At 32.1% G+C, this 23,292-nt stretch carries 18 protein-coding genes and 8 pseudogenes; 12 read left to right on the top strand and 14 right to left on the bottom strand.

What is annotated here, in order from left to right:
- Positions 1-3: 3 nt before the first annotated feature.
- The 4 genes and pseudogenes from PSR14_RS29685 to PSR14_RS29670 all read right to left on the bottom strand — a co-directional run bounded on the left by PSR14_RS29685 (position 4) and on the right by PSR14_RS29670 (position 5,249).
- Complete coding sequence (locus tag PSR14_RS29685) at positions 4-2,676, bottom strand: insecticidal delta-endotoxin Cry8Ea1 family protein (protein WP_392355913.1); 2,673 nt, start codon at positions 2,674-2,676, stop codon at positions 4-6.
- A 1,073-nt stretch (positions 2,677-3,749) separates the two neighbouring features.
- Positions 3,750-3,897: pseudogene (locus tag PSR14_RS29680) on the bottom strand (ATP-binding protein); the annotation flags it as partial.
- Positions 3,898-4,334: 437 nt separating this feature from the next.
- The gene (locus PSR14_RS29675) at positions 4,335-4,556 is read right to left on the bottom strand and encodes a hypothetical protein (protein WP_262727152.1); all 222 of its coding nucleotides are present in this window, start codon (positions 4,554-4,556) and stop codon (positions 4,335-4,337) included.
- Positions 4,557-4,631: 75 nt separating this feature from the next.
- A pseudogene (locus tag PSR14_RS29670) lies at positions 4,632-5,249 on the bottom strand (IS6 family transposase).
- A gap of 1,029 nt (positions 5,250-6,278) precedes the next feature.
- Between PSR14_RS29670 and PSR14_RS29665 the strand changes: the two are divergent.
- Positions 6,279-6,659, top strand: coding sequence for a DUF4183 domain-containing protein (locus tag PSR14_RS29665; protein WP_262727153.1), 381 nt, complete (start codon positions 6,279-6,281; stop codon positions 6,657-6,659).
- Positions 6,660-6,905: 246 nt separating this feature from the next.
- On the opposite strand, the gene PSR14_RS29660 is transcribed toward PSR14_RS29665, so the two are convergent.
- Together PSR14_RS29660 and PSR14_RS29655 are read right to left on the bottom strand one after the other, a co-directional pair.
- A complete protein-coding gene (locus tag PSR14_RS29660; RefSeq protein ID WP_098214358.1) occupies positions 6,906-7,037 on the bottom strand; it encodes a DUF3983 domain-containing protein in 132 nt (43 codons plus the stop codon).
- A 568-nt stretch (positions 7,038-7,605) separates the two neighbouring features.
- A pseudogene (locus tag PSR14_RS29655) lies at positions 7,606-7,785 on the bottom strand (IS6 family transposase); the annotation flags it as partial.
- Between the two features lie 901 nt (positions 7,786-8,686).
- Here PSR14_RS29655 and PSR14_RS29650 point away from each other — a divergent pair.
- Both PSR14_RS29650 and PSR14_RS29645 read left to right on the top strand, forming a co-directional pair.
- The gene (locus PSR14_RS29650) at positions 8,687-9,127 is read left to right on the top strand and encodes a hypothetical protein (RefSeq protein ID WP_277505669.1); all 441 of its coding nucleotides are present in this window, start codon (positions 8,687-8,689) and stop codon (positions 9,125-9,127) included.
- A gap of 445 nt (positions 9,128-9,572) precedes the next feature.
- Positions 9,573-9,929, top strand: coding sequence for a helix-turn-helix domain-containing protein (locus tag PSR14_RS29645; RefSeq protein WP_098214360.1), 357 nt, complete (start codon positions 9,573-9,575; stop codon positions 9,927-9,929).
- A gap of 71 nt (positions 9,930-10,000) precedes the next feature.
- On the opposite strand, the gene PSR14_RS29640 is transcribed toward PSR14_RS29645, so the two are convergent.
- The 4 genes from PSR14_RS29640 to PSR14_RS29625 form a co-directional block, all read right to left on the bottom strand.
- Positions 10,001-11,443, bottom strand: a complete 1,443-nt coding sequence (locus tag PSR14_RS29640; protein ID WP_262727155.1) for a helix-turn-helix domain-containing protein — start codon at positions 11,441-11,443, stop codon at positions 10,001-10,003.
- Between the two features lie 105 nt (positions 11,444-11,548).
- Positions 11,549-11,884: a helix-turn-helix domain-containing protein gene (locus tag PSR14_RS29635; RefSeq protein ID WP_255292292.1), complete on the bottom strand. Its 336-nt coding sequence runs from the start codon at positions 11,882-11,884 to the stop codon at positions 11,549-11,551.
- 688 nt (positions 11,885-12,572) lie between these two features.
- Positions 12,573-13,685, bottom strand: coding sequence for a polysaccharide pyruvyl transferase family protein (locus PSR14_RS29630; protein ID WP_098487862.1), 1,113 nt, complete (start codon positions 13,683-13,685; stop codon positions 12,573-12,575).
- Positions 13,648-14,646 carry a glycosyltransferase gene (locus tag PSR14_RS29625; protein ID WP_392355910.1) on the bottom strand — a complete coding sequence of 333 codons (999 nt, stop codon included), beginning with the start codon at positions 14,644-14,646 and terminating at the stop codon, positions 13,648-13,650. The genes PSR14_RS29630 and PSR14_RS29625 overlap by 38 nt, the downstream gene beginning before the upstream one ends.
- Positions 14,647-15,043: 397 nt before the next feature.
- Between PSR14_RS29625 and tnpA the strand changes: the two are divergent.
- Both tnpA and PSR14_RS29615 read left to right on the top strand, forming a co-directional pair.
- A pseudogene (gene tnpA / locus PSR14_RS29620) lies at positions 15,044-15,415 on the top strand (IS200/IS605 family transposase).
- Entirely contained in the window at positions 15,372-16,382 is a 1,011-nt protein-coding gene (locus PSR14_RS29615; protein ID WP_277505667.1) for a transposase, read from the top strand. The pseudogene tnpA and the gene PSR14_RS29615 overlap by 44 nt, the downstream one beginning before the upstream one ends.
- A gap of 1,334 nt (positions 16,383-17,716) precedes the next feature.
- On the opposite strand, the pseudogene PSR14_RS29610 reads toward PSR14_RS29615, so the two are convergent.
- Positions 17,717-18,447, bottom strand: a pseudogene (locus PSR14_RS29610) (IS6 family transposase); the annotation flags it as partial.
- Positions 18,448-18,781: 334 nt separating this feature from the next.
- Positions 18,782-18,838, bottom strand: coding sequence for a hypothetical protein (locus tag PSR14_RS29605; RefSeq protein WP_257147386.1), 57 nt, complete (start codon positions 18,836-18,838; stop codon positions 18,782-18,784).
- Positions 18,839-19,020: 182 nt separating this feature from the next.
- On the opposite strand from PSR14_RS29605, the pseudogene PSR14_RS29600 reads away from it, so the two are divergent.
- Both PSR14_RS29600 and hfq read left to right on the top strand, forming a co-directional pair.
- Positions 19,021-19,300: pseudogene (locus tag PSR14_RS29600) on the top strand (AbrB/MazE/SpoVT family DNA-binding domain-containing protein).
- 21 nt (positions 19,301-19,321) lie between these two features.
- The gene (gene hfq, locus PSR14_RS29595) at positions 19,322-19,525 is read left to right on the top strand and encodes an RNA chaperone Hfq (protein ID WP_262727158.1); all 204 of its coding nucleotides are present in this window, start codon (positions 19,322-19,324) and stop codon (positions 19,523-19,525) included.
- A 52-nt stretch (positions 19,526-19,577) separates the two neighbouring features.
- On the opposite strand, the pseudogene PSR14_RS29590 reads toward hfq, so the two are convergent.
- A pseudogene (locus PSR14_RS29590) lies at positions 19,578-19,792 on the bottom strand (HU family DNA-binding protein).
- 202 nt (positions 19,793-19,994) lie between these two features.
- On the opposite strand from PSR14_RS29590, the gene PSR14_RS29585 reads away from it, so the two are divergent.
- The 3 genes from PSR14_RS29585 to PSR14_RS29575 all read left to right on the top strand — a co-directional run bounded on the left by PSR14_RS29585 (position 19,995) and on the right by PSR14_RS29575 (position 21,659).
- Positions 19,995-20,303: a hypothetical protein gene (locus PSR14_RS29585; RefSeq protein ID WP_262727159.1), complete on the top strand. Its 309-nt coding sequence runs from the start codon at positions 19,995-19,997 to the stop codon at positions 20,301-20,303.
- Between the two features lie 186 nt (positions 20,304-20,489).
- Positions 20,490-20,660 carry a hypothetical protein gene (locus PSR14_RS29580; protein WP_277505664.1) on the top strand — a complete coding sequence of 57 codons (171 nt, stop codon included), beginning with the start codon at positions 20,490-20,492 and terminating at the stop codon, positions 20,658-20,660.
- An 81-nt stretch (positions 20,661-20,741) separates the two neighbouring features.
- Complete coding sequence (locus PSR14_RS29575) at positions 20,742-21,659, top strand: Rpn family recombination-promoting nuclease/putative transposase (RefSeq protein WP_277505663.1); 918 nt, start codon at positions 20,742-20,744, stop codon at positions 21,657-21,659.
- A gap of 337 nt (positions 21,660-21,996) precedes the next feature.
- On the opposite strand, the pseudogene PSR14_RS29570 reads toward PSR14_RS29575, so the two are convergent.
- Positions 21,997-22,334 (bottom strand): annotated as a pseudogene (locus tag PSR14_RS29570) (DDE-type integrase/transposase/recombinase); the annotation flags it as partial.
- 325 nt (positions 22,335-22,659) lie between these two features.
- Here PSR14_RS29570 and PSR14_RS29565 point away from each other — a divergent pair.
- Complete coding sequence (locus PSR14_RS29565; RefSeq protein ID WP_277505661.1) at positions 22,660-22,944, top strand: delta endotoxin C-terminal domain-containing protein; 285 nt, start codon at positions 22,660-22,662, stop codon at positions 22,942-22,944.
- 122 nt (positions 22,945-23,066) lie between these two features.
- Positions 23,067-23,219, top strand: a complete 153-nt coding sequence (locus PSR14_RS29560; protein WP_262727163.1) for a hypothetical protein — start codon at positions 23,067-23,069, stop codon at positions 23,217-23,219.
- Positions 23,220-23,292: the final 73 nt, after the last annotated feature.

Below are 23,292 nucleotides of genomic sequence, written 5' to 3'. Positions count from 1 at the left end.
CAATTAATTGGTTACAACCTGAATTTTTAGATGCCCTGATATTGGCCCAAAAGTTGTTGGTTTCAATACAATCTTCGTTGTACTAGCCACTGAAACAGTTTGATTTTGCTCCCCTGGTCCAAAATCTATAGAACGTACAACGGTGCCAGTATTATCTTGAAACTGAAGAGTTGCTATAGAAGAAATAAAATCACTATCGAGTACAATGTCTACCGTACAATTCCCCATAGGCTCTGTTGAGGACCACAACACTTGTTCCCCATTAGCATTGTAATCTATATCAACTAATGTTTGCCCTCCTAATGTACAAGGCTTTATAGGCTCCTGGCAGTTAATTTTACCAATAATATTACGAAGCACAACATAATCATTCGCAACAAAACGAATTTTCTCTACATTTTGCGGGAGATTCCACGTCTCTGTAGTCTGATTATTCTGATTTTCAACTTTTCTAGCTATTATGTTATTATTCTTATCTAATGCTTGGAATTCTCCACTGCCCAGTATTGTAAACGATAGAGTTGAGTTTGGGGTGTACGCACATGTTTGTGATGTTTGCCATATAACAAAGTCCTTCCCCACAGGCTCAGGCAACACGGTATATGGTCCTACAAAAGTGAATTGATTAGCACTAGAAGGGGCTGGAAGTTGACTAGCTGTAATCGGGATAACTTCAATTCGATCTAAAAAGAAATCAGCATTACTATTATTTTGAATGTAAATAGTTGAGTTTCCAGAAGGAATTTTTATTGCTTGTGTAACTGTGAGCAACGTATACTTCCCATTTGCTCCTGTTACATACATTTTATCAATTGTGTTCTCCATGTTCTGCGTATTAGGAAATGTTATAGCGCCGCGATTTAAATCACCGGCAGGAGTCTGTACATGAAAATACCCTGTAATATCGCTACTACTAGCGTAACGAATACGAATAGAATAATAGCCACTTGTAACACTAGTGATGGGAATTGCGAGTATTTGCTGAAAGTTCAGCTTTACAGCATTTGCTCCATTGATATGTTCCGGTACGAGTTGAAGAGACCCGATATTATCAATCGTTCCTTTTTCTGCTGGAAAGCCTCTTACAGATATAGTTTCATCTGTATCTGTTTGCCCAATAATATTTTGGGGAACTAAATCAAAGGAAACATGAGTGGCAATTAAACCTAACTTCGTCTGATCTCCAGCGACATGTTCTGCCGTAACAGGATAGAAAGCATTGATTTTTTGATTTGCAAGCGGAGAATTATGACTTCTACCATAACCTTCTACACCATCGTGACCAGGAAGAGGACAATACGCTCCACCGCCACTCTCACCACTATCAGCGTGAATATCTATGCTCTCCTTATCCAGAAGTCCCTTCATATATTGGGTAGATGCATTAACAAGTATTATTGGTGCTTGAACCGTGGAAGAAGGTACTGTATGTGACGGATCAAAAGAACGAGGCGAATACATATATGTGTTTGGGTCTCCTGCATACTTAAGACCAATTCCATATGGCCAACAGTACGTGCCGTCCTCATGTGAAAAAATGCTTACTTGTTCCAATTCTTTTCTTAAATACAAGATATCTTCCATATTTATTGAACCGTGATCATAACCTTTAGGGTTGTCGTTGTCAAAAATGTTGTACAATGTTACCTTTCCATCATGAACCTCATCAGGTCCTACTATATCCGAGAAAAGGACGCGTGTTAGATCGAGACTTGTGTTTGCTGGATATACATCTGGATGCAATGTCGGCCACATAGCAACAAAATCAAAACATTGCAGCACCATCGTATTAACATATTGATTATGCAAGTTGTGTTGCAACTTATTAACTCCTGCTGGTACCATGTGGTCTTGAAAAACAGTAAGAACATGTTGTGAGGCCGTATCAATATCGTCCTGCATCTTTGTCTTTGCCGCATCTAAATTTGTTTTAAACGTGTAACCCTCTCCACTAGTTGTATCCGGATACACAGTGTCTATCCATTGATTAGCAAACTGGATAAATGCTTGGTATGACAGAAGTTTGATTGTAATTGCCATTACATACATTGGCAAAGTAATGTCTTCATAGTCCTTTAAAATAAACTCATATAAATCATTATGAATCAATCCCTGTTCCAAGTTAAATTCATTATACACATTGATCATATCAGATGCACTGGGTGTTCTAGGCTTCTGCGTAGTTGCATCAAAAGTAGCACTAAGTATCTTTTGATTTAAATCGAGCATCTGTGTCTGAAATCCATTTAGAACGTTATTGACTGTTTGTAACTGTTGTTCTGATAATTTTTTGTCTAGTATCTGATTTACTACGTCATTAATAACATTTAACAGTGTTGTCTCATCATTAGAGGCCCCCCCAAATAATTTTGGCCACACAAAGTCGAGAAACATCCCAATGAAAGGGACCGCAGCCTCACCACCAGGTACAATCAATCCCACTATGGATAAACTGGCCTTCACTAGAGCTAAATAGTCAATTTTTCCTTCTCGATAAGCATTCCATCCTTGTTTAATCGCTTCTTTTTGGAGTTGACCTGTTTTTTGAAATTCTCCAAAAGCTTCTTTCACACCGTTAAATATATCCTGAAATTCATCCCAATTTGAGCTTAGTCGCGATGGTGAAATAGCTAATACATTATAAGGAACCGGATATAACTCGGATACGGTTGCCATAACTTCACTCCTCTATATACATGTATTGACCTACAAGACTAACATATGTACACAATTTAATTTTTTGAACCTATTTTATTAAAAATGGATACCTACCATGATGAATATAGATAGGTGTCCTTTATTTTGCGCTTCCCTCACTTGAGTTAAAGTTTTTATTTGAATAGATAAGAGAAAAATCAATGTATCACCTAATAAAAAAGAAAGAAAAACTGAAATATATTACGAACTGTAACACATATTGGAAATAAAACACATTTTATTTTAGGTCTTTATCGGTTCTTTTCTGCTCCATAACATCATGTTTATACTTAAAAAATTTCACTATGTTCACCACTGAGTATTATCATGTATCCTTTGTTTTTTAATTCAAATGAAACAAGCACCTACGTACCAATAGGTGCTTGTTTCCCCGTTCTTATAAAGTAAATGGAGGGGTTTTTCTATGAAACAACTGAGGATTGTCTCTCTTTATTGTATGTTGATTGCGATCCGCATGTGAAAAAAACAGGCGCGCTGTTATCGCCGCTTCTCCGTACGCTATACATTTTAATTTACTGAATATATATACTCCTAATCGTCTCCTCAAAATCCACCACAAAAAAGACTGTTTTTCGACAAGCCTACTGAAGAATCTACACTTTTTTACGAATCCCGTCATGCAACACTTGTCAATATGCTTAACATTGTATTAACAAGCGTTGCAATATATATGTATGTCATATTCCACAAAAATAAGACGATTTTTTCTTCTCCCTTTTCTATATGTACGCTTTATGTAACACAAATATAACCCATTTTGGTACATAAAACTTTTTCTGGTTCCTTTTCCACCATCAACCAAACTTCTTGTTTTCTATTCTCGCGTATTTTTCATTCATATATGGAATTAGGATAAAAACAACTACAACGTGTTCTTTGTAGAATTTTTAGCCTATATGGTGAGGAACAGAGAGTTGTAGTAAAAAGTGCAGGGCTAGCAGCTCGACTTTTTAAATAGTAATTTTAGCGTTTCCAGAAGAGCATGCATTGTGTAAACGATAGCTTTCGCCCATCAATGCCGAAATCAATCAATTATCACCAAACACTCGATTCCATTGACAAAATTCTAAATTCGAAGTAACTATCACACTTTTTTGCTCATAACAGTCGGCAATAATACGGAATAGGAGGCTCCGCTCCTTGTTTTTGAAACGGTACACAACCTAGTTCATCTATCACATGATTCAATTTGTTTTTTAATGGTTTTAAATCGTTTTAAATCGTTCAATATATTGAATGATTTGTTGTACTGTGTCTGCAAAAAAGCTTTTAGGGTCTATAAAAAAGAGAAAATAAACAATGCTACATTCCTTTAACATCAATTCGGGGTATGGTAATCTCGTGTGTGAATATGTCTATTATAAACCTCACCTGGACGGTGTTCTCTTCTTTTTTTCTTGCTTGCTCCTTCTGTTTTGTAGCATTTCTAATTCCAATAATCTTTGCTGCATAGATACATGTTCCATTCCACCATTAAGTATCAAAAAATAACCCGCCACTTTTGATTGTATTTTAGGGATAGAAACCATTAGGGATTTTTCATTGTAATATATTGAACACTATCATAAGATTGTTTCTTATATGAACTGGATAAATAAACGATGTTATTTGTCTTCTTATAGAGGAACTGTGTATTGGTGATACGCAGTTCCTTGATACTGTCTAAATTGATTATAAAAATCTAATTTTCTTTCTTGTACCCATCTTCCTGGTAAAACTTCCTTTTGCTTCATATAGGTTTGAATGATCCATCCTTGCAAAGAATCTGGACGAATCAGATACTTCTCTCCAATATGAGGTGGTAATGCAACTGGAGCTGGTGCAAATAAAGGATACATTCAAAAAACAATAAAGATTCCTACCAGAATCATTCTTTACGCTGTTAATCCAAATAATTGATGAATGAATTGTTTTTAAGTTTGAACAGACTGATACTGTAAATCAATCTGTTCTTTTTTATCATATGCATGACTTCTACTCCTGCAAGAATACATGTAGCTGTGTGAAAAGATTTAAGTTCTAACATAGAGTGTATACGTCTTTTCATGAAACGATGTTCTTGCGTTACGATATGGTTTAAATATTTTATCTTCCTGATTGGAATGCCTAACGACATTTTTTCTCTTTCTTCAACCCGCTAATAGCAATGAAATAGGCAGGATTTTTATCAACTGTGATTACACGAGGTTTTGAAACATGAAAAGACCACAAAACTTTCTTGAAGAATCGCTTTACAGCTATATGATTTCTAGATTTACTGAGATAAAAATCAATCATGCTCCCTTCAGAATCAACAGCACGATATAGGTACATCCATTGTCTTTTTCTTTTATGTACGTTTCATCTACTCTCCAGAAGTCATTCGTTTGTTTACGATGACGCCGAATTCCCTTATCTAACTCCGGCTCATATTGATGGACCCAACGCATAATCGTGGTATGAGCCAAGGATAGTCCTCTTTCTTCCATCATTTCTACCAAATCACGAAAAATGAGATTGTACCGTAGGTACCAGCGCACAGGTAACAAAATAACATCCGGCTAATAGCGCCTCTATTTAAATGAGGTCTCCTTTTTAAGGCTAATCACATACCTTTTTAAGAATATCAATATCATTACATCCAAATTTAAAAGAGTATTTGCAATTGTCCTGAAGTTTTTGTACCAGAGCAACTTTTAACTATATATATGTCTGCATAGGTTAATTAGAAAAATGAATAAAATAAATATAACGCAGCTGCTAAAGAGCTATATAGTAAGACTACGTTTCACAGTTATAAGATATCTTTCGATAAAATAAATAAGTATAGAGTAGCTCCAGTTATATTACCTCCTCATATTGGAGAAAAACATATAATATTCTCAGTTTCTTTTCAGGTATAGTTAATTTAAGATGATATGAAGTGTAAAAGTTATACTAGGAAGATGTGTACAAATTTATTTATTAAAGCGTTACCTCTAAATATTCTAATGAAAATTCATTTGTACAGAAGCTTAGTTGTTCCTGGTACGCAAAGCTAAAAAATAGTGATATTATTGCCTTATCAGTCCTATGTACTTTTTTCCTGATTTTTTAAAGTAGATTAATAATAGGAGTATCAAAAATATATCCGATATATTTTTGATACTGGGACAACTACAATCTCTATTGTATCTTTGTAGTTTTTTCATTTTTCTGAAGTGAAACATGAAAACCGTACTGTATAAGTTTGAATCTTTTGTGTTTAGTCTTTTTCAAATGAACTTTTAAAATCTTATTTTTATGTTCCTTATGTTATAGCGAAAAGAGACAGATTCCAGATTTCTGCTTAGTCAACGGTTACCATTTATATTAATATAGTTATCTATCGAGCACAGACGATGACGTAATTTCTACCGTGTTTTCAAGTTTAAAATTTAAATGCTATAAGCGTCAGCTTACTCACTATATATTTTTTTAGTTATTATTTCAAACGAAGGAGCGTATCCTTTATTCATTCCGAATTTAGGTATAATCACACTTATTATTGGTGTGTCATATGATAATGGACAACCATTAGTTTAATAAAGGAGATGATCAATATGCCTTTACAATTAATGAAGCCTATAATATTAGCAACCACAACAACTGGGATTACTCCAACAAACCAAAAATTCTTTCATGTGACAACTACTCAAGTGAATGCTGGATCTCTCACACTCTCAGCAACTCAATTTGTTAAAAGTGATGGAACGGCTGCTACTGTATTTCCTAGTCAAACAGCTTGGAATCTTTATGTTAATGGTGTACCACAAATGCAGGACATGTTCTCTATTCAGATACAGTTTCTTCCACCTGATTTCCTTGACTGGCAATTAATTATTACTCTTCCTGTAAACTCTGGTCCTATTTTAAAAAGGACACCAATTATCTTAGAGTTTGTTGAATTTACATCCTCTTCTACAACAATAGTTACTTCTTAAATAAAAGGGTATCTTTTAAAGATTTATATTCAAGATTATTCTATTTCCTTACTATGTTAAGTATTTCTAACAATGAAAAATTAATTATCTAATTTTTTGAGTGTTTTTCTTTCGTTTTATTATTCACGGGTAAAAGACAAAATAACAATTGATACTTTAAGAATTAATATATAAAATGTATTCTTCTTAATATTTCAGTACATTTTTATAAATATAGTTAGAACTATAATTTATACTCCTAGCTATTTATTTCACAATTCCAGCATGGACAAATATATTTCTCCATGCTTTTTCAATTCGATATTTTTCTACGGATTTTCCTCTACGAGCAATTGCTTTCTTATTTTTATGCTTTTTATGCTTTTTATGCTTTCCCATCATTTTTCCTCCTTTTAATTTGATGATCAATGGACAATCATTTTACGCGCTTGTACTTAGGAGAGACTTTAATGTTAAATTTCCTTATAACATATAAAATATTTTACAAAATAAAATTTCGGATAAATTACATATTGTCGGTTCCTTTTATTTATATTTTGTATATCGAAATATCGCTTTATCTTTAAACATGTTATTTTTGCTCATATTAGGAGTGTATTTTTCATATATATTTCTACTCTCTTTTTTCTTATTTGAATTTAATTACAATTAGCATTCCCCTTTTTTGGTTTCATTAACCATTTCAATTTATTCATGTATAAGATAATTGTGCCTGCCTATACCATAAATAAAGATATTTTTGATAAGCTTCTTCTATATATTGAGGTAGATACTCTTTTTTTTGTCCAAAGAATCTTTTCCGAAATGTTGTATATATGATTAATGAATTTCATTCCTTGCTGTAAACGTTTTTGTTGAAGTACTATATTCAGCTATCTTTAAGCTTCGTTTAAATGGTTCTGGTGCAAATAAAAGATACATTCCAAAAAACAATACGGATTCTTCTTTACGCTGTTAATCCAAATAATTGATGAATGAATTGTTTTTGAATTCGAACAGACTGATACCGTAAATCAATCTGTTCTTTTTTAGCATCTACTCCCGTAAGAATAGAAGTGATTGTATAAAACCAAAATCCGAATATAACATCTATACGTTTTAAACTAAAGAGATAGCTTACTTTAATACCCTGATGGTAATCTGATAAGCAGGATTCTTATCAGATTACACGTGGCTAGGAAACAACGGTACTCCATAAACACATCCGAAGCATTTAACTTACCTAAAAATACAATAGAACTTTTCTTTTCACTATCAATGTCTGCTATTATGGTTAAAAATAATTTGGTTCAAAAAACCAAAAATATTTATTGGAATTAGGTTACTTCTTAGAAGGATACAAATTCGACCTCAAAAAACTGAATATCTCAACGGAATTCGATTTTGAAACTAATAATTCCAAAATCGAACAACAATTCTCTCAACCAATTATTTCACCTTCAAATTTTTTTGCGGGTCGTTTAGAAATATTTATTAATCGCGAAAACACTTTAAAAATTGCCAAAAGATATACAAGTAAAAACAAAGAAAATTCCGAAAATAAAGTTTTATTTTACAATTGGTTAGAACAATAATAGAATTTCAAAAAAATAATTATTGTAATAGTTATTTGAAAATACTTATTAATGTAAAGTGGTTAATCATAAAAATTTTCAAATGTTTTTATGAATGTAACATTCTCTGTCTTTTAATGCTTCTATAAAATAAGCATATTTATCATTAATAGCCCTTCCATTTTTGACTCTAGTAAAGTCAAAAATACACTACACAATCACTATACAAAATGATAATTTAATCTTAGTGTAATATGTTTATATAAATACATAATTACTAAAATATAAAGTACATTCAATATGAATATCTAAAAAAACAACGGTAGAATATTATTATATAAGTATCTTCCTCATCTTATAGTCTGAAACATCATATAAAAGTATATTTAAAAAATCACAATTGACCTTTTTTTGAATATAAAAATATTATGCAATAACAAAAACCGGTTTGATCAAATCGTAGGAGGAAAATATATGAAGACAGGAATAAAAAATTTTTTCCAAGTGCAATTAGATGAATTGTTTGAATTTTACGAAACCAAAGAACCTAGTATGTACTTTGAAATAAAGAAAGTTAATAATGATTTTATTATTACTAATATAAGTAAAAAACTACTAGAAATTCTTCATTTAAATTTGAAGGATGTAATTGGACAATCTATAAATACTATATTTTCTGTTACAAATGCAGATCAAAAAATACAATACCAACAAATATATCAATTAGCTTTTGAGGGACAATCTGTACTTTTTTATTATGAGGGGATTAGAAATTCTGAATTATCGTTACTTTCTTACATAACACCCGAATACTATAATATGGATTGGGAGAGAGTTCGATGTCGTTGTGTTACATTCTCAAATAAAACAGTTAATAATATACTTAAAAAAAATACGAAATTTGTTGTTTTATGATAAATCGGTTATTAGTATACAAACTTTCTTGTTATTTCGTCGATTTTGATACCTTTAGGTATCTTTTTTATTTTTTTATAATTAAATTGGAATTTAATGCGTGAACTTTTATAAATTAACAGGTATTAACTCCCCATGGCAACAGTAAAACCTTGATAACACAATTTTTATATATATAAAAATTGTGTTTAAACGGCCGATATGTGTTATATAGTGATATAATCTTTAAATGAACGCGTAATACTTCAATTGTTGCTTACGATATAATCAAGAAAATAACAATTTTACATACCTCTATATCCAAAACTTGTCTTCCTATATTTAACATCTTTTATTCTTATGATACAATGATTTATAATTCAAAATGTATATTTTAAATTTTCATATACGCCTAAGTTATTTGTTATTATAAAAGTTTTTTAATTACAATAAAGGAGAATATACCATGCAAATAAGAATAAAAGAAATTCGTAAACAATTTGGGGATACACTGCAAAGTTTGGCTTGTAAAATTGATTATGATTACAGTAACCTATCTAAAGTTGAACGAGGTGTTTATACTCCATCATTAGAACTATTAAATAAAATTGCAAATGTGTACAAAATTGAAATTACAGATTTATTGTATCAACCAGAATTACATGACAAAAAAAATATCGCTTTGGAATATAAAAATATTTCCGAAAATTACTCACTACAATTAGATGGAAAACAAATTTCTGAAGATGAATTAGAATTTTTAATACAAAGTGTACGTCTTTTCAGACACAAATTAGAAAAATATAAAAGGTACGAGGATTAATTCGCTCCTATTATAAAATATATAGGTATAAAAATTTGAAAGTATATCAAATCAATACTTTCAAATTTTATTTAATCTTCAGAAAAATGGTTTTTGTAAATAAAATCCTTTATATCTTGCAATTCTCTTTTTGTTGGAAGAGGGGAAATTCTAACAATAGGAATTTTTGACTTAATACTAGAAAAAGATGTAATAATTAAATCTACATCTAAATCAATGTAAGTGTTGGTATTCATGTCTGTATATATAAACTTAAAAATTGGACCAAAGTATAGATGTAGAACCCCTTTCAAATAAAGCTCCCACTTTTCCCCATCTTCAATTATTAGTAATATTTTAATACTAAGTGCGTTTTTCAACATAAAAATCCCCTCTATATGAAGAGTTAATGTTGCAATTTCTTCATCAGAAATTAAAGTATCAATAGAGTGTTCATTTACCCATTGAGTATAAACTTTTTTTACTTTAAAAAAAGTATCTTGATGGATATTCATTATATTACTAACTGTTGAATCCTTCGAGAAAGACATTATTGGAGAAAATTGATATCTTGAAAGAGTTTGTTTTAGATATTGTATGATCGCAAATACAAATTCATAATTATCTATAAATTTGCACTCAAATGTGGATTCAAGTTTAAAGATTAAATTTTTAATGCTTCTATATATGCCTACATCATTTTTATTGAAATGATGGATGACATTTGACTTATGTGCTAACAAATTTTGATAAGTATATTTTGAACAATTAATCGATATGACAATCATAACTATTTCCTCGGAACAAAAATAATTATGAAAATTATTTTTGTTTAAATTAAAGATTTTTATATAAAAAGGTGTATCTAGTACTTTTTCATGTAAATGCGGATTAATATAGATAGGGAATCCATGTTGCTTTCTTTTTAACATAACCGCGATTAAGTACATTAATTTTCTTTTGTATATAGGATATAATTTAATTCCTAATTTCTCCTCTATTTTTGTTATATATAAATAACAATCCTTTTCTTTTGAGAAAGAATCTGGCCATTCGTTGTCCCCGTAAGAACTTAGATATAATTCTTGATACATAAAATTGATGTTAATGGAATCTCCACAAATCCTCAATGGTTTGCGATGTAATCGCAAATGAAATTGTTTCAAAAAAATTTCTGTATTTTTCAAATATGGATATAAGGAGGTTGGAGATATGTACATCATTTCAGATAACTTCATAACAGTGGTACTATTTATTTTAAAAAGAATATCTAAAATCTTAAAAGATAATTCATTCCTAATAAACAATTCATTTAATTCTGAAGAAGAACAATCCGCTGGTTTATGTAAAATTACCCCTCGTCCTTTCTGAATTTGCAAATGCCATTTTTCAGGTAGTAACTCTTTGATAAATAGAATATCCCGTTGAATTGTTTTTGTAGAACAGTTAACTTCCTTTGCAAGTTGAGAAAATGTGTACCATTTTTTCTCTTGGATTAAAAATGATACTATATCTTTTTGACGTTGTACTAACATAATCATTATACCTAATTGTTAAATAGGTAATCTCCTTTCTATAAAGTATATATATTATTACACTAAAAATGGTTCTTTAAACCATTTTTAGTGTAATAATATATACTATTTTTTTTGAGAAGGATAAGAAAATAAATTTCGCTTTTTTAATTCATAATATAACTGACTTATGTGACACCCTAAAGTTTTAGCGATATCTGGATAGCTTTCTCCTTGTGCAAATAAACTTGCAGCTTTATTACAACGTTGATCCCATTTTTCTTTTTTTGTTAATTCTTTTCTTTTTCGACGTTTAAATCCCAATGCATTTAGCAGTACTAATTCTTTTCCAATATTACAAAATTCACTACAATATTGTAATGAATTCTTTCTAAACACACATGATTTACAATACTGTTCTTGCAAATATATGAACTGCATTTTTCTTTTAATAGGCCTCATAAACAAACTACCTCCGAATAATTTGTGATTACTAAAAATAAGTATGCGGAAAATTTCTTTTTTTGAAATGCTCAAAACTCTAGATATATGCATTATAACCGCACAAATAATTGGTGTAAACAACCAATTATTTGTGCGGTTATAATAATTTTGACATGAGGTTTAAGAAGGATTATAAGCTTTTTATGAAAAACATTTTTTTACTTTTTGACTCTAATACAATCCCTATTTTCATTATATAATTATAAACAAACATATAGTTATATGTATCTATCGTACAATTGATTGGAAAGCTCGCACGTAAAGAAGTAAAAGCTGTTAATGCTTTTATGAAAAGACTTATAAAACCGATGTAGGATTTTACATTTCTCCAAACAACCAAAAGCCAGCGGTATTTGGTCCATTTAGCAAATGAAAAGAACGAGGATTTGATACGTATACCATTCATTAGACAAGTAAATATTTAAGAATCTAATTAAACAAGATTTTATGCATGTCCAGAGAGGTTTTACCAAATCCTTCGTCATGCTTTACATACTTTCAAAAGGAATTGAGACCATTTATGCCATTTCTTATAAATATGTTTTGTAAATCAAATTACGCAATGTTGCTTGAATGAATAATACTTCGCATAACTGAATGAAGTAGATTAATCAGTTTAATAAACAAGGCGATGTTTGTATAATGCTTATTTTTGAATATTTGCAAGAGTATTAAAAAAAGATAGTTGTTTTTCCGCATAATATTTTTGATACTTACTTAATTGATTTACTAATCGTTTTCGCTGTGTACAAAATGCGTGTTCTCTTTCTATTATAAATTCGGTTAAATTAGGTTTGTTTGTTAAAAATGAGTTTGTTTGACAATTTAAAGAAAATGAAAAATCCATTCCTTTTGAACGATATGCTAAATTAATAAATGGCGTCAGCGCAGCAGCTGAAAGAACATTTGCGTGTAATTTTAAGTTTATAGAAAAATCCACTTTTTTTAAGAGGGTATAAATTTGTGCGGATGTACAGACTTCTGGAATAAGCGTCGCTGAGTGAACTTGATATAAATTAGAATATAGTTTTTGACAAGGAATAATGTCCACATCCCACATAGGAAAAATCACAAGATGATAACCTTTAGATTGTAAGAATTCACAGGATTTTACCAATTCTTTTAACAAATCCATTTCATTATATCCAAATAATTTATTTAATGTAGTCCCCCAGTTAATAGCTACAAATCGATTTTCGGGTTCCGTTAAATACTTTTCTGTAATATACGAATCTTGCTTAGGAGTATATGCTATAGCTGCATCTCCAATTACATCAATATTTTTTAAATCAGATTCGTATGTCAAGAGGGACTGATAGGTCAAAGGGCCTCGAACTCCAATAAATTCTGCTTTTTTTATTACATTTGTAATCTTTTTAAAATCAATATTTCTATTGTCGAAAAATTCGGTGATAGATATATCTTGTTCTTGGCGGTAATTTTCAATAGAGTGTTCAGTTAAATAATCAATTCCTGTCCCATACCCAAAAACTGGTATGCCTATTTTTTGAGCCTCTTCTACCAAATGTAAAAATAAAGCACTTTGTAATAAAGAACCACCACCAAGTATAATGGCGTCAAAAGGAGTTTTTGTATAAAATTCTTGGATTGATATTTTTTCGAATATTGGAAAAGTAATCACCTTGTATTGTTTTTTATTTGCATAATTCCATTGTTGTAAAGATTGTTGAAAGGCTTCGTAACAAACTTCATCACCAACGTTAGTAGTCCCCAGATAACCAAGATATAAAAGTATCATTTTTCTTTTGACCTCCAAACGGAATTTTATTGAATTTTAAAATAAATCCAACTATATTTGTAAAATAAATAGCCCGTTGCTCTACAGTGTGATATTTATGAATCATTTTATATCCATTTTCAGTTATTCTTTTGCCTAATGTTTCATAGCTTTTCAAAAACCGCTCTCCTAATTCCATGAAATTATCTTCGTTTATACTAATAAAGTGAACGTTAGGAATAAAACCTAAATCTTGTAATTCTTTAGAGTGAGGGGCTAGCAATAAAGTATTAGAAGCTAGAACTTCATAGTACTTCATTAAAGGGTAGTGATATATAGAATCACAAGTGAAAAAAATTTTCGCTCTATTAATTTCTTTAGCATACCGCTTACCTACAATGTGAGATTTTTCATCATAGGAGGAGGCTTGATAACCTGGATGGCTATAATATGTGAAGTTTTCTTTAGAATGTAATGTGTTTAAAATTTTATCTCTTAAAGGATAAATATCAGGGTATACACATCCCATCATTAAAAAATCAATACTTTTAGGTTGATTATAATTTTTAAAGATTTCCGGATTAATGTAATGTGGAAACCAGATCATACGATCTATGAATTCATTATAATTATTTTTGAAAGCATCTCTATAGTGCACAAATAAATATTTAATATTATTATTTATAATAAATTGCTTACGATAGTTCACCTGATAATGTAAATCATGCATTATCATGCCTATAGGAATTGAACATGTACCTAATTCTGTTATTTTTGGGGATCTAGTAGGACGAATATCATTTAGTAGTATAAAATCTGGAGGATGTGTTAGTTTAGAAAGAATAGTATGGATATTCCCAGATTCTTCCCAGACAGTTACATGCATATATTTCTGTAAGGCTTGCATCAAATAAGTAGTATTACGTTCTAATCCCATTGACCAATCTTTAGTAATGAATAATAAATGAATATTTTTTTTCATTTTAAGAATCCTCCTGTCTTATATTTTCATCTTGTATTCGTAATTTTTTAATAAAGATTACAAAAGTTACATAAATAGAATGTAAACATGATGGAATACAGCATGATTCTTTGTTTTTGAAAATATTGGTTTAATTAAAAAAATCTGTTATGCGAACTTGTAAAATCCTTATTTGTTTTATCCATATTATGAAAAAATTGAAATGAATGTTCTAGTATAAATAAAGGTATTTACAGCCCTTTCCGAACGGGAAAGCCCATCGCCTTTAGGCATGGGCTGAAAGTGAGGTTGGATACGGAGTAACACTGAAAACCGCAAGGTTTGTGGTACTTTAAGTATCTAAAATGTTGGTATCTTTTGTGTTGTAGTTTGAAAGTCGAATTGATACGATGTGAAGATGATCAATGATTATAGAAGAACCAAAACAACTGTGTCATTAATTAACTACTATTTTGTGTTTTGACCGCGATACAGAAGAAAGATTTTTCTTAACACAAAAGTAGAAGAACGTTTCAAAGAGTTGGTTCAAGAAATATACGGAGAAATGGATGTTGCTATTGTCGCAATGGAATGCGAAAAAGACCACGTTCACTTGTTCTTAGATACACTACCAACACTTAGTCCTGCTGACACAATGGCAAAAATTAAAGGAGTGACATCGAAGCGTTTGAGAGGAGAGTTTCCTCATCTTCAACACTTGCCAAGTCTATGGACACGTTCCTATTTTGTTTCTACTGCTGGAAATAATTCAGTTATTAGAACAAAGTAGCTACGAGTATATCAAAGTCATTCATACACTTGTATCTGAAATGGCTGAAGCGAATCTTCCAAGCGCAGTGAAAAACCAAGCAATTAAAGACGCTAAAAGTGTGTTTTCTACAAAGGTGAAAAAACGTAAATACAAAGTTATTCCGATTCTAAAGAGACCTGTTTGTGTATGGAACAATCAAAACGATTCGTTTGATTTCACGCACATTTCAGTTCCACTCATGGTAAATGGAAAATCAACTCGCTTAAAAGTTCGTGCTTTATTAACTGATAAATATAATCGCAATTTTAATTTGTTAAAACACAAGTTAGGTACACTTCGTATCACGAAGAAATCTAATAAGTGGATTGCTCAAATATCTGTCACGATTCCTACAAATAAAAAAACAGGAACGAAGATTTTAGGGGTAGATTTAGGTCTTAAAGTCCCTGCGATAGCCATCACAGACGATGATAAAGTTCGTTTCTTCGGCAATGGTAGACAAAACAAATATATGAAACGTAAGTTTCGTAGTGTTCGTAAGAAGTTAGGTGAAAATAAGAAATTAAATGCCATTCGACAACCTGATGATAAAGAACAAAGATGGATGCAAGACCAAGACCACAAAGTAAGTCGTGAAATCGTTGACTTTGCAACCGATAATAACATTTCTGTTATTCGTTTAGAACAACTACCGAATATTAGACAGACGGCAAGAACAAACCGTAAAAACGAGAAAAATCTACACACTTGGTCATTCTATCGTTTAGCACAATTCATTGAATACAAAGCGAATTTAATTGGTATGAAGGTAGAATATGTGAAACCTGCTTATACAAGTCAAACATGTCCGAAATGTTCTGAAACGAACAAAGCACAAGACAGAAAATACAAGTGCCGATGTGGATTTGAGAAACATCGTGATATTGTTGGGGCGATGAATATTCGCTACGCAACTGTGATGGATTGTAACAGTCAATCAGCCTAAGATGCCCTCATCTCGAAGTCTGTTCAAAACAGAAATGGACTGCGAACGTTTAGTCATTCGAGAATCCCACTCGTCAATCCGTAAGGAGTAGGGCTTGCGACTTCAGTCGTAGGAGTCTCAATATGTCTTAATAAGGTGGATTCCATTCGTAGTAAAATGATGAAAAGTAGAAACGAATTTATAAACATAATTTTATACACGTATGTGGGGTTTTTATTGTATAAAAAAAGAATCATGTGAAATAAAGAACTTTACTAATCTGAGGGAAGATACCGATGATTTCGAAATATAAAGTGCTTATTCTATTAAGTGTTGGTACCTGCAGTACAAACCTAAGCCCTCATGATTGGTTGGAAATGTTGGAAGAAAGAGAATTATACTGTTGCAATAAGGCCATGAAAGCCGGAAAAGCACCTACCGCGTTGTATAGGAGCAAAATTTTCTTGCAATCTCGTTACGTTATGTATGTGGTTGTGTAATATAAATCTTGCGACATGCAACGAACACAAAAGATTTCCTACGAAGAAAAAGCCCGTATCCCTTCTGGGATACGGGCTGAAACAGTTGCACTAACGCTATGAAAACAAACCGATTTTTTAGAAAGGCAACTGTTTCTTTTCCTGAATGAGTTAAGCTTCAACCATTTTACATGTACAAGAAATAGTGTACCACAGAAAATTGGTTCCGAGAACATTTTTGTGAAAATTTTGTCTATTTATTTTCACACACAAAAAATCCCTAGAAATAAACCGAACATTGAAGGGATTCAAGTTTATCTAATCATAAGGTATATGCTAGCCCCTAGCATGAAAGACCCAAACAGAAAGGAATAGTTCCCATTTTACTTGCCCATTGACTCATCCCCTTTAGGAATCAGACAGTCCAAGAATAGAAAAGCTAACCAAAGGGGTTAGCTTTTCAGTAGGGTTTAGGCAATATGAAAAGTTGTTTAGTATCGTAATTATAGCACACACAAACAATTGGTGTAAACAACCAATTGAAAAAACCTGTGTTTTTCTATACATATGAAAATACATCTAACTGTCTCTCGTTTCTCATATCCCCTGCATGCAATTCTGTACATGTTTGTTATTCACGTAGGAAACGTTTATTCAATCGCTTATACATATATACGTCTGATACGCAATACGGTGTCAACTTTTCAAGTGGGGATACTCGTTTGAATCTCCCTACACCTCCCTTTTGTTTGTCAAAATAAGACAATAAATGAACGTTTGTTTAAAACACATACCCACTATACGAAAAGTTGTTCTGGTGCAAAGATAATCGAATATAAAAAGAAGATGCCAGATTTCGTTAGAAATCAACTGTTGTGAAGTGAGACTGAAGAAATTATGGATGAGTCGTATCCGGTTTCGGACAGACTTTTCCCCTTGAAAAGTTTGCTCTTTTTTAATCATATGCATAGATTCGATTCCAGCTAGCGTCGTTGACGTGGTTTGGAAAAACTGAAATCTGAGCATATACCGAATTCTTTTTTTGATAAAACGATGCTCTTGTTCGATCATGTTATTTAGATATTTTACTTGTCGTGACTGGATTCCTGATGGTAGGTTCCACGATTTTTTTGATTGTTTCAAGGCTTTTGGATAAGCAGGATTTTTATCAACTGTGAGCACACGAGGTTTTGAGGTATGACAAGAAGCTAAGGTTTTTGGGAAGAAGTGTTTAGCTGATTTTGTTTTTCTATTTTTACTCAAGTAAAAGTCAACAGTGTTTCTTTTGAAATCAATCTACCGCATGATACAAATACATCCTTTTTCCTTGTACTTTGATATAAGTTTCATCGACGTGTCAGGAATCATTGGTTTTCTTCAAATGACGATGAATACGTTTATCTAAATCCGCTCCATATTGCTGAACCCAGCGCAAGCGCATAATCGTTGTATGAGCAATGAACAAACCGCGTTCTTCCATTATTTCTACCAAATCACGAAAACTAAGATTGTACCGTAGGTACCAACGTACAGTTACTAGTATGATATCTAGTTGATAATATATCTGGTTGATAATGTTTCCACTTAAATAAAATTTCTTTTTTCATACTGATCACGCCCTTTTTGTGGAGTAATAATATCAGTATGCCCAGGTTTGCTAACGTACTTGCATATATTTAAAAGTTTTTGCACCAGAACCACTTTTAGCATTTCAAAAGAAAATGTTATTTTAGTTATTTTAGTTATATTTTTAATATTTAAAAACATAAGAATTATATTTATGCAGAAGTTGCTTTCTTTAGTCCACATAAAGTCCAGTTATGGTAAAATACAGATGACATATGTATAGTTAGATTCCAATTTTATTGATGAATTGGAATCGTTTTTAAATTGAGCAGTTTGAGGAGAGTAATCACGCATCAAAAGATACAAAAATGGATCTCATTCCTTGCTACATGTAAGAACAATAGGATCTGTATATTCGTATACTTTTACCAAATGTCGCAGTCGTTTCTTTTTTTCATTTATTTTTATAAGTGGAGAATATCAGATGTAGACATGGGAATCCTCTTTATTTCTACAGATTAAAATCAACTTTTTATAGTATATGTAGTTTTTTTAGAACGAAATCGTTTACATAAAATGTGAGGTGTTCTATATGTAAAAAGGAGGGAATTCCTATGAGAGTAACAGGTATTGTACGAAAAATATATAATTTAGGACGGATTGTGGTACCAAAAGAAACCAGACGAAATTTACAAGTCGATTCTGGAGATACGTTAGAAATTTTTGTAGAAGAGGATGCGATTATTCTACAAAAATATACATCTCATGGCACGTGTCATCACGGGAGAAATATCTGTAAGAAATGTAAAGTTGGCAGGTGGAAAGCTGATACTAAGTCCAGAAGGTGTAAAAAAATTGTTAGCTGAACTAGAACGGTATAAAGTAACGATATGATAAGAATAGGGGGCGAACACGTTGGAAGTGAAATTACAAGCATTTCAACAGGAACAATTGTTACAAGAGGCTTTTCAAAAGAGGAATGATATCACGTTAATTCTCTTAAAAGGATTGCATGTAAAAGGAATGATACGAGGATTTGATGCTTATTCTATTTTAATAGAAGTTGAAGGAAAGCAACAGCTTGTATATAAACATGCAATCTCCACGATTCGCTTCTAAAATAAAACAGTAGCATGAAATTCTTAGAATTCATGCTACTGTTACAGAAATATTATTTAGTGTTTACAGTTTCTTTTAATGCTTTCCCCGCTTTAAAGGCAGGTGTTTTTCTTACTTCGAATGAACCGAAGCCAAGTAGTTGTACATGCCTCCATTTTGTAGTGCATACTGAATGGACTCTAATACTGCATCTACTGCAAGACTTCCTTGTGGCTTTTTTAGTTCAGCTTGTATTGCGACTTGTTTGATTAATTCTGATTTATTCACGCGGCTCCCCTTATTAAGATTTGCTTTAGTATAAAGGGAGAAAGAGAATGGTGCAAGATAGTTTGTGAGATAGGAACCCTATAACAGGAATAGGGTGAAAAAATGAAACAAATGCTGAAGATGCTTATAGGCTAAACAGATAGCTTTTTATATCTACCTGGTCATGTACAGGTGCAAAAACAAAACGTGGAGGGATTCTTTTATGGATGTAAATCCATATTACACATATATCACAATAAAAGAAATTATTTTTATCCATGCCTATGTGACAGGGGAAGAAATTCCCTCTTCACAAGCATTACAGATTCTAGGACAATTTGATTCTGAAGAAATATCAGGCACAATTAGAGAAACACGTCGGTATCGCATACGGAAAAATGGGGAAGAATTGTTTCAATACTATAGACAGAAACATCCGAAATTATTTGAGAAACAAAGATTATACACGTATGAAGAGTTGAAACACCGAGCGGTGTATTACTGTTCGGCTTATTTGACGATTCACATGTAATTCAGGATGCACAGGAGAATGCTCTGCCTACTTGAAAATCCTCGAAATTGGTTATTACATCCAATTGATTCGTCGAGAGGAATAAAAAAATCGAACGTCCAGAGTCCTCTCTAATGAAAGACAAATCAATTCCGAATACGTTTGACTCTTGAAAGGTAACTAGCGCCCATGCAAGGAGATAAGAGGATGAAAAGATGGGTGGTAAATATTTCAGGTGGAAAGGGATATGAATTAATGAGGATAGGTGTATATACAAGTAACTATATAAAGCTTCACGTGCTGAAAGATTTATCAAAACAAAACATTTCAAACTCGGCAACAAGGCTTGCTTCTTCTCTCCTTTCTCCGCTACAATAGATATATACTTTCTTTGCCTCTTCCCGAAAAAGGGGAATAACAAAAAAGACAGGATATGAAATAAGAAAGGTGACGCACTTTATGAATCAACCTTTAGTCAATTTACGCGTCGATTTTGCGTTCAAGCAATTATTTGGAACAAGAGGAAATGAACAGATTTTAATGCAATTTTTGAACGTGACGTTAGATTCTTCGCTCTCTTCACCGATTCAAACGCTGAAAATAGAAGATCCACATATGCACCGCGAATATGAAAAAGACAAATTGTCTATTCTAGATGTATTAGCAACGTTAGACGATGATACCCAAATTTCCATTGAAATTCAACTCTCTGACCAAAATGATTTTCTCAAACGTAGCTTGTATTATTGGAGTCGCTTATACGCTTCTCAAATGCAAAAGGGGTGTTCGTATGATGCGTTGCGAAAGACGATTACCATTAATATTTTGAACTTTTCGGTCTTTCCAGAATACGAAACGTTTCATACAACGGGGAAACTGTGGGATATTGAGTTGCAAAAATTACTGATAGACGATTTAGAATTGCACATAATTGAAATCCCAAAATTAATGGCACAATGGAAACAAGAACAAGTCAACCCGTGGGAAGACGATTTTGTACGATGGTTACTCTTATTATCTGCTAATGAGGATACAAAATTAACGCATACTCTGGAGGAGATCGCCATGAACCGAGACCCAATTTTAAAAGATGCGATGCAAAAGTGGGAAAAAATGAGTCAAGACCCTGCGTTCCGTATGTCATATGAAGCGAGACAAAAGGCTCTTATCGATGAAGCTTCTAAATATAAGTATGCTGAAAAAAAGGGTATGGAACAGGGACGTAAAGAAGGAAAAGAAGAAGGGCTTCAAGAAGGTATCGAAAAAGGGAAAATTCAACTGATTCAGGGCATGCATAAAAATGACATGGATATCGAAGATATTGCGAAGTTTACGAATATGGATATGTCGGACATACGCCATATTTTAGACAAGTAAAGTGTAGCCAATATACTCTCCTTTGCCCTCTGATTTGTATAACAAGTTAGGGAGCTTTTCATATGTTTGATGTTCTATGCCTTTTTATCACAGATGCCTATGAAAAAGAAAATTTATACTATTTTATATGTCATAGAAATTGATTTTTAAAAATTATTTTCCATGTGAATGCCGATTTGCATATTCTACATAACGTTTTACTGGTAAATGAGAAAGGAATCCTGTTCTTTTTATGATTCTCTCTGTAGATATATTCCTTTTTAGACAACGTAGAATAAAGGAGTTCTGTTGCAAAGTTTGAAAAAACACAAATTTGTTTATAAAATACAATTATAGTTTAAGCGACGGTTCTGAATAATCCCTGTAATTCCTTATACATCGAAAAAGAGAAGTCTGGAATCTGACTTCTCTTTTTCGACGTATAATAGCATAAATCGTTTCGATTCCTTTCAAGGTACGGGAAGCATGACGAAGATTTTGAAATCCTGCGGATTTGACCAAACGTCGTTTAATATGTCTATGGTCTTGTTCCATGAGATTATTGAAATGTTTGACGGTACAATGTTTCGTATGCACATAAAACCCACTATGTTTCAGTTTTTTGAGTGCACAAAGTAGAGCAGGAGCCTTATATGTTGTGAGAACTGTTGGTTCTCCAAAAGCTTTTAAAAACTTTGCAACAGAAGCTATGACTTCATATTAACATTCAAAAGCAATTGCGTAATCTAATCGATGTTCCAGTTTTTCTTGACTAGGTTAAACATCACAAACATGTGCGTACATCTCTAACTCAACTCTATCGTTTATACTACTGGGTAGTGGAGAATTTCAAATATTAGATACTAATAATATAATAGCTAAAAATAAAATCAGGATATTCTAACTATAAAGGTGTGGAATCTCCTGTTAAATATACAGAAAATTCATTTTATTGAGGGCGATTATGTTGTGCTTCGTAATATTTTTGGTAAAATCAATTGCCAAGAGCCTATAAACCCCTGTGCATTGGGATTCTAGTGCCGCACAAAACGTTCAAATTACAAATTTTGATGAAGATACAGAATATACACTTCGCGTACGCGGAAAAGGAAAAGGGAAAATTACCCTCCAACATGGAACAACAGGAGAACAGGTAGAAACTATGGTATTTTCTCAAAAAAACATGCAAAAACAAGAACTATCCTATTTGACATTTAAAACGGCAAAGATTGAAATCGAAATTACATTTGAAGATGGTGGATTGACAATTGATAGCATTGAACTGATTGAAATGACAGAAATGTAAATGGAAGGAAAATAAAGGGCGAGGATGTTTGTAGACCACTTGCCCTTTTCCTATCATGCATACTGACAAACTCTCCAATCTAAAAATATACTTTATATCTCACAAGAAGGGAGGTAATACGCATGCAAAAAAAGTCTATTTTCATTTCACCACCATCATCCTCTGCCAACCAGGCTCATTCTGATCAACAATCTTCCCAAACTACGCCTGTTTCTTTAGCTCCGCAAGGATATACAAAAAGAAGTGGATGTGGCTGCAGGAAAAATAATTCATAAAGTAACTATTTCATATCAAACGACTGCATATATTATCTAGAAATTGGTTTTTATTACGAAAAAGGTTGGTGAT

The organism is Bacillus sp. A01H (assembly GCF_045277205.1).
Taxonomy (GTDB): domain Bacteria; phylum Bacillota; class Bacilli; order Bacillales; family Bacillaceae_G; genus Bacillus_A; species Bacillus_A paranthracis.
This window is presented reverse-complemented; position numbering and strand designations above follow the sequence as displayed.

What these genes read in the sequence shown, in the direction of transcription:
- PSR14_RS29580 (WP_277505664.1), top strand. Translation starts at nt 20,490, where the DNA reads ATGAAAAGATGGGTGGTAAATATTTCAGGTGGAAAGGGATATGAATTA.
- PSR14_RS29635 (WP_255292292.1), bottom strand. Translation starts at nt 11,884, where the DNA reads ATGAGGCCTATTAAAAGAAAAATGCAGTTCATATATTTGCAAGAACAG.
- PSR14_RS29660 (WP_098214358.1), bottom strand. Translation starts at nt 7,037, where the DNA reads ATGGGAAAGCATAAAAAGCATAAAAAGCATAAAAATAAGAAAGCAATT.
- PSR14_RS29650 (WP_277505669.1), top strand. Translation starts at nt 8,687, where the DNA reads ATGAAGACAGGAATAAAAAATTTTTTCCAAGTGCAATTAGATGAATTG.
- PSR14_RS29585 (WP_262727159.1), top strand. Translation starts at nt 19,995, where the DNA reads ATGGATGTAAATCCATATTACACATATATCACAATAAAAGAAATTATT.
- PSR14_RS29575 (WP_277505663.1), top strand. Translation starts at nt 20,742, where the DNA reads ATGAATCAACCTTTAGTCAATTTACGCGTCGATTTTGCGTTCAAGCAA.
- PSR14_RS29630 (WP_098487862.1), bottom strand. Translation starts at nt 13,685, where the DNA reads ATGATACTTTTATATCTTGGTTATCTGGGGACTACTAACGTTGGTGAT.
- PSR14_RS29665 (WP_262727153.1), top strand. Translation starts at nt 6,279, where the DNA reads ATGCCTTTACAATTAATGAAGCCTATAATATTAGCAACCACAACAACT.
- PSR14_RS29625 (WP_392355910.1), bottom strand. Translation starts at nt 14,646, where the DNA reads ATGAAAAAAAATATTCATTTATTATTCATTACTAAAGATTGGTCAATG.
- PSR14_RS29560 (WP_262727163.1), top strand. Translation starts at nt 23,067, where the DNA reads ATGCAAAAAAAGTCTATTTTCATTTCACCACCATCATCCTCTGCCAAC.
- PSR14_RS29645 (WP_098214360.1), top strand. Translation starts at nt 9,573, where the DNA reads ATGCAAATAAGAATAAAAGAAATTCGTAAACAATTTGGGGATACACTG.
- PSR14_RS29675 (WP_262727152.1), bottom strand. Translation starts at nt 4,556, where the DNA reads ATGTATCCTTTATTTGCACCAGCTCCAGTTGCATTACCACCTCATATT.
- PSR14_RS29685 (WP_392355913.1), bottom strand. Translation starts at nt 2,676, where the DNA reads ATGGCAACCGTATCCGAGTTATATCCGGTTCCTTATAATGTATTAGCT.
- PSR14_RS29640 (WP_262727155.1), bottom strand. Translation starts at nt 11,443, where the DNA reads ATGTTAGTACAACGTCAAAAAGATATAGTATCATTTTTAATCCAAGAG.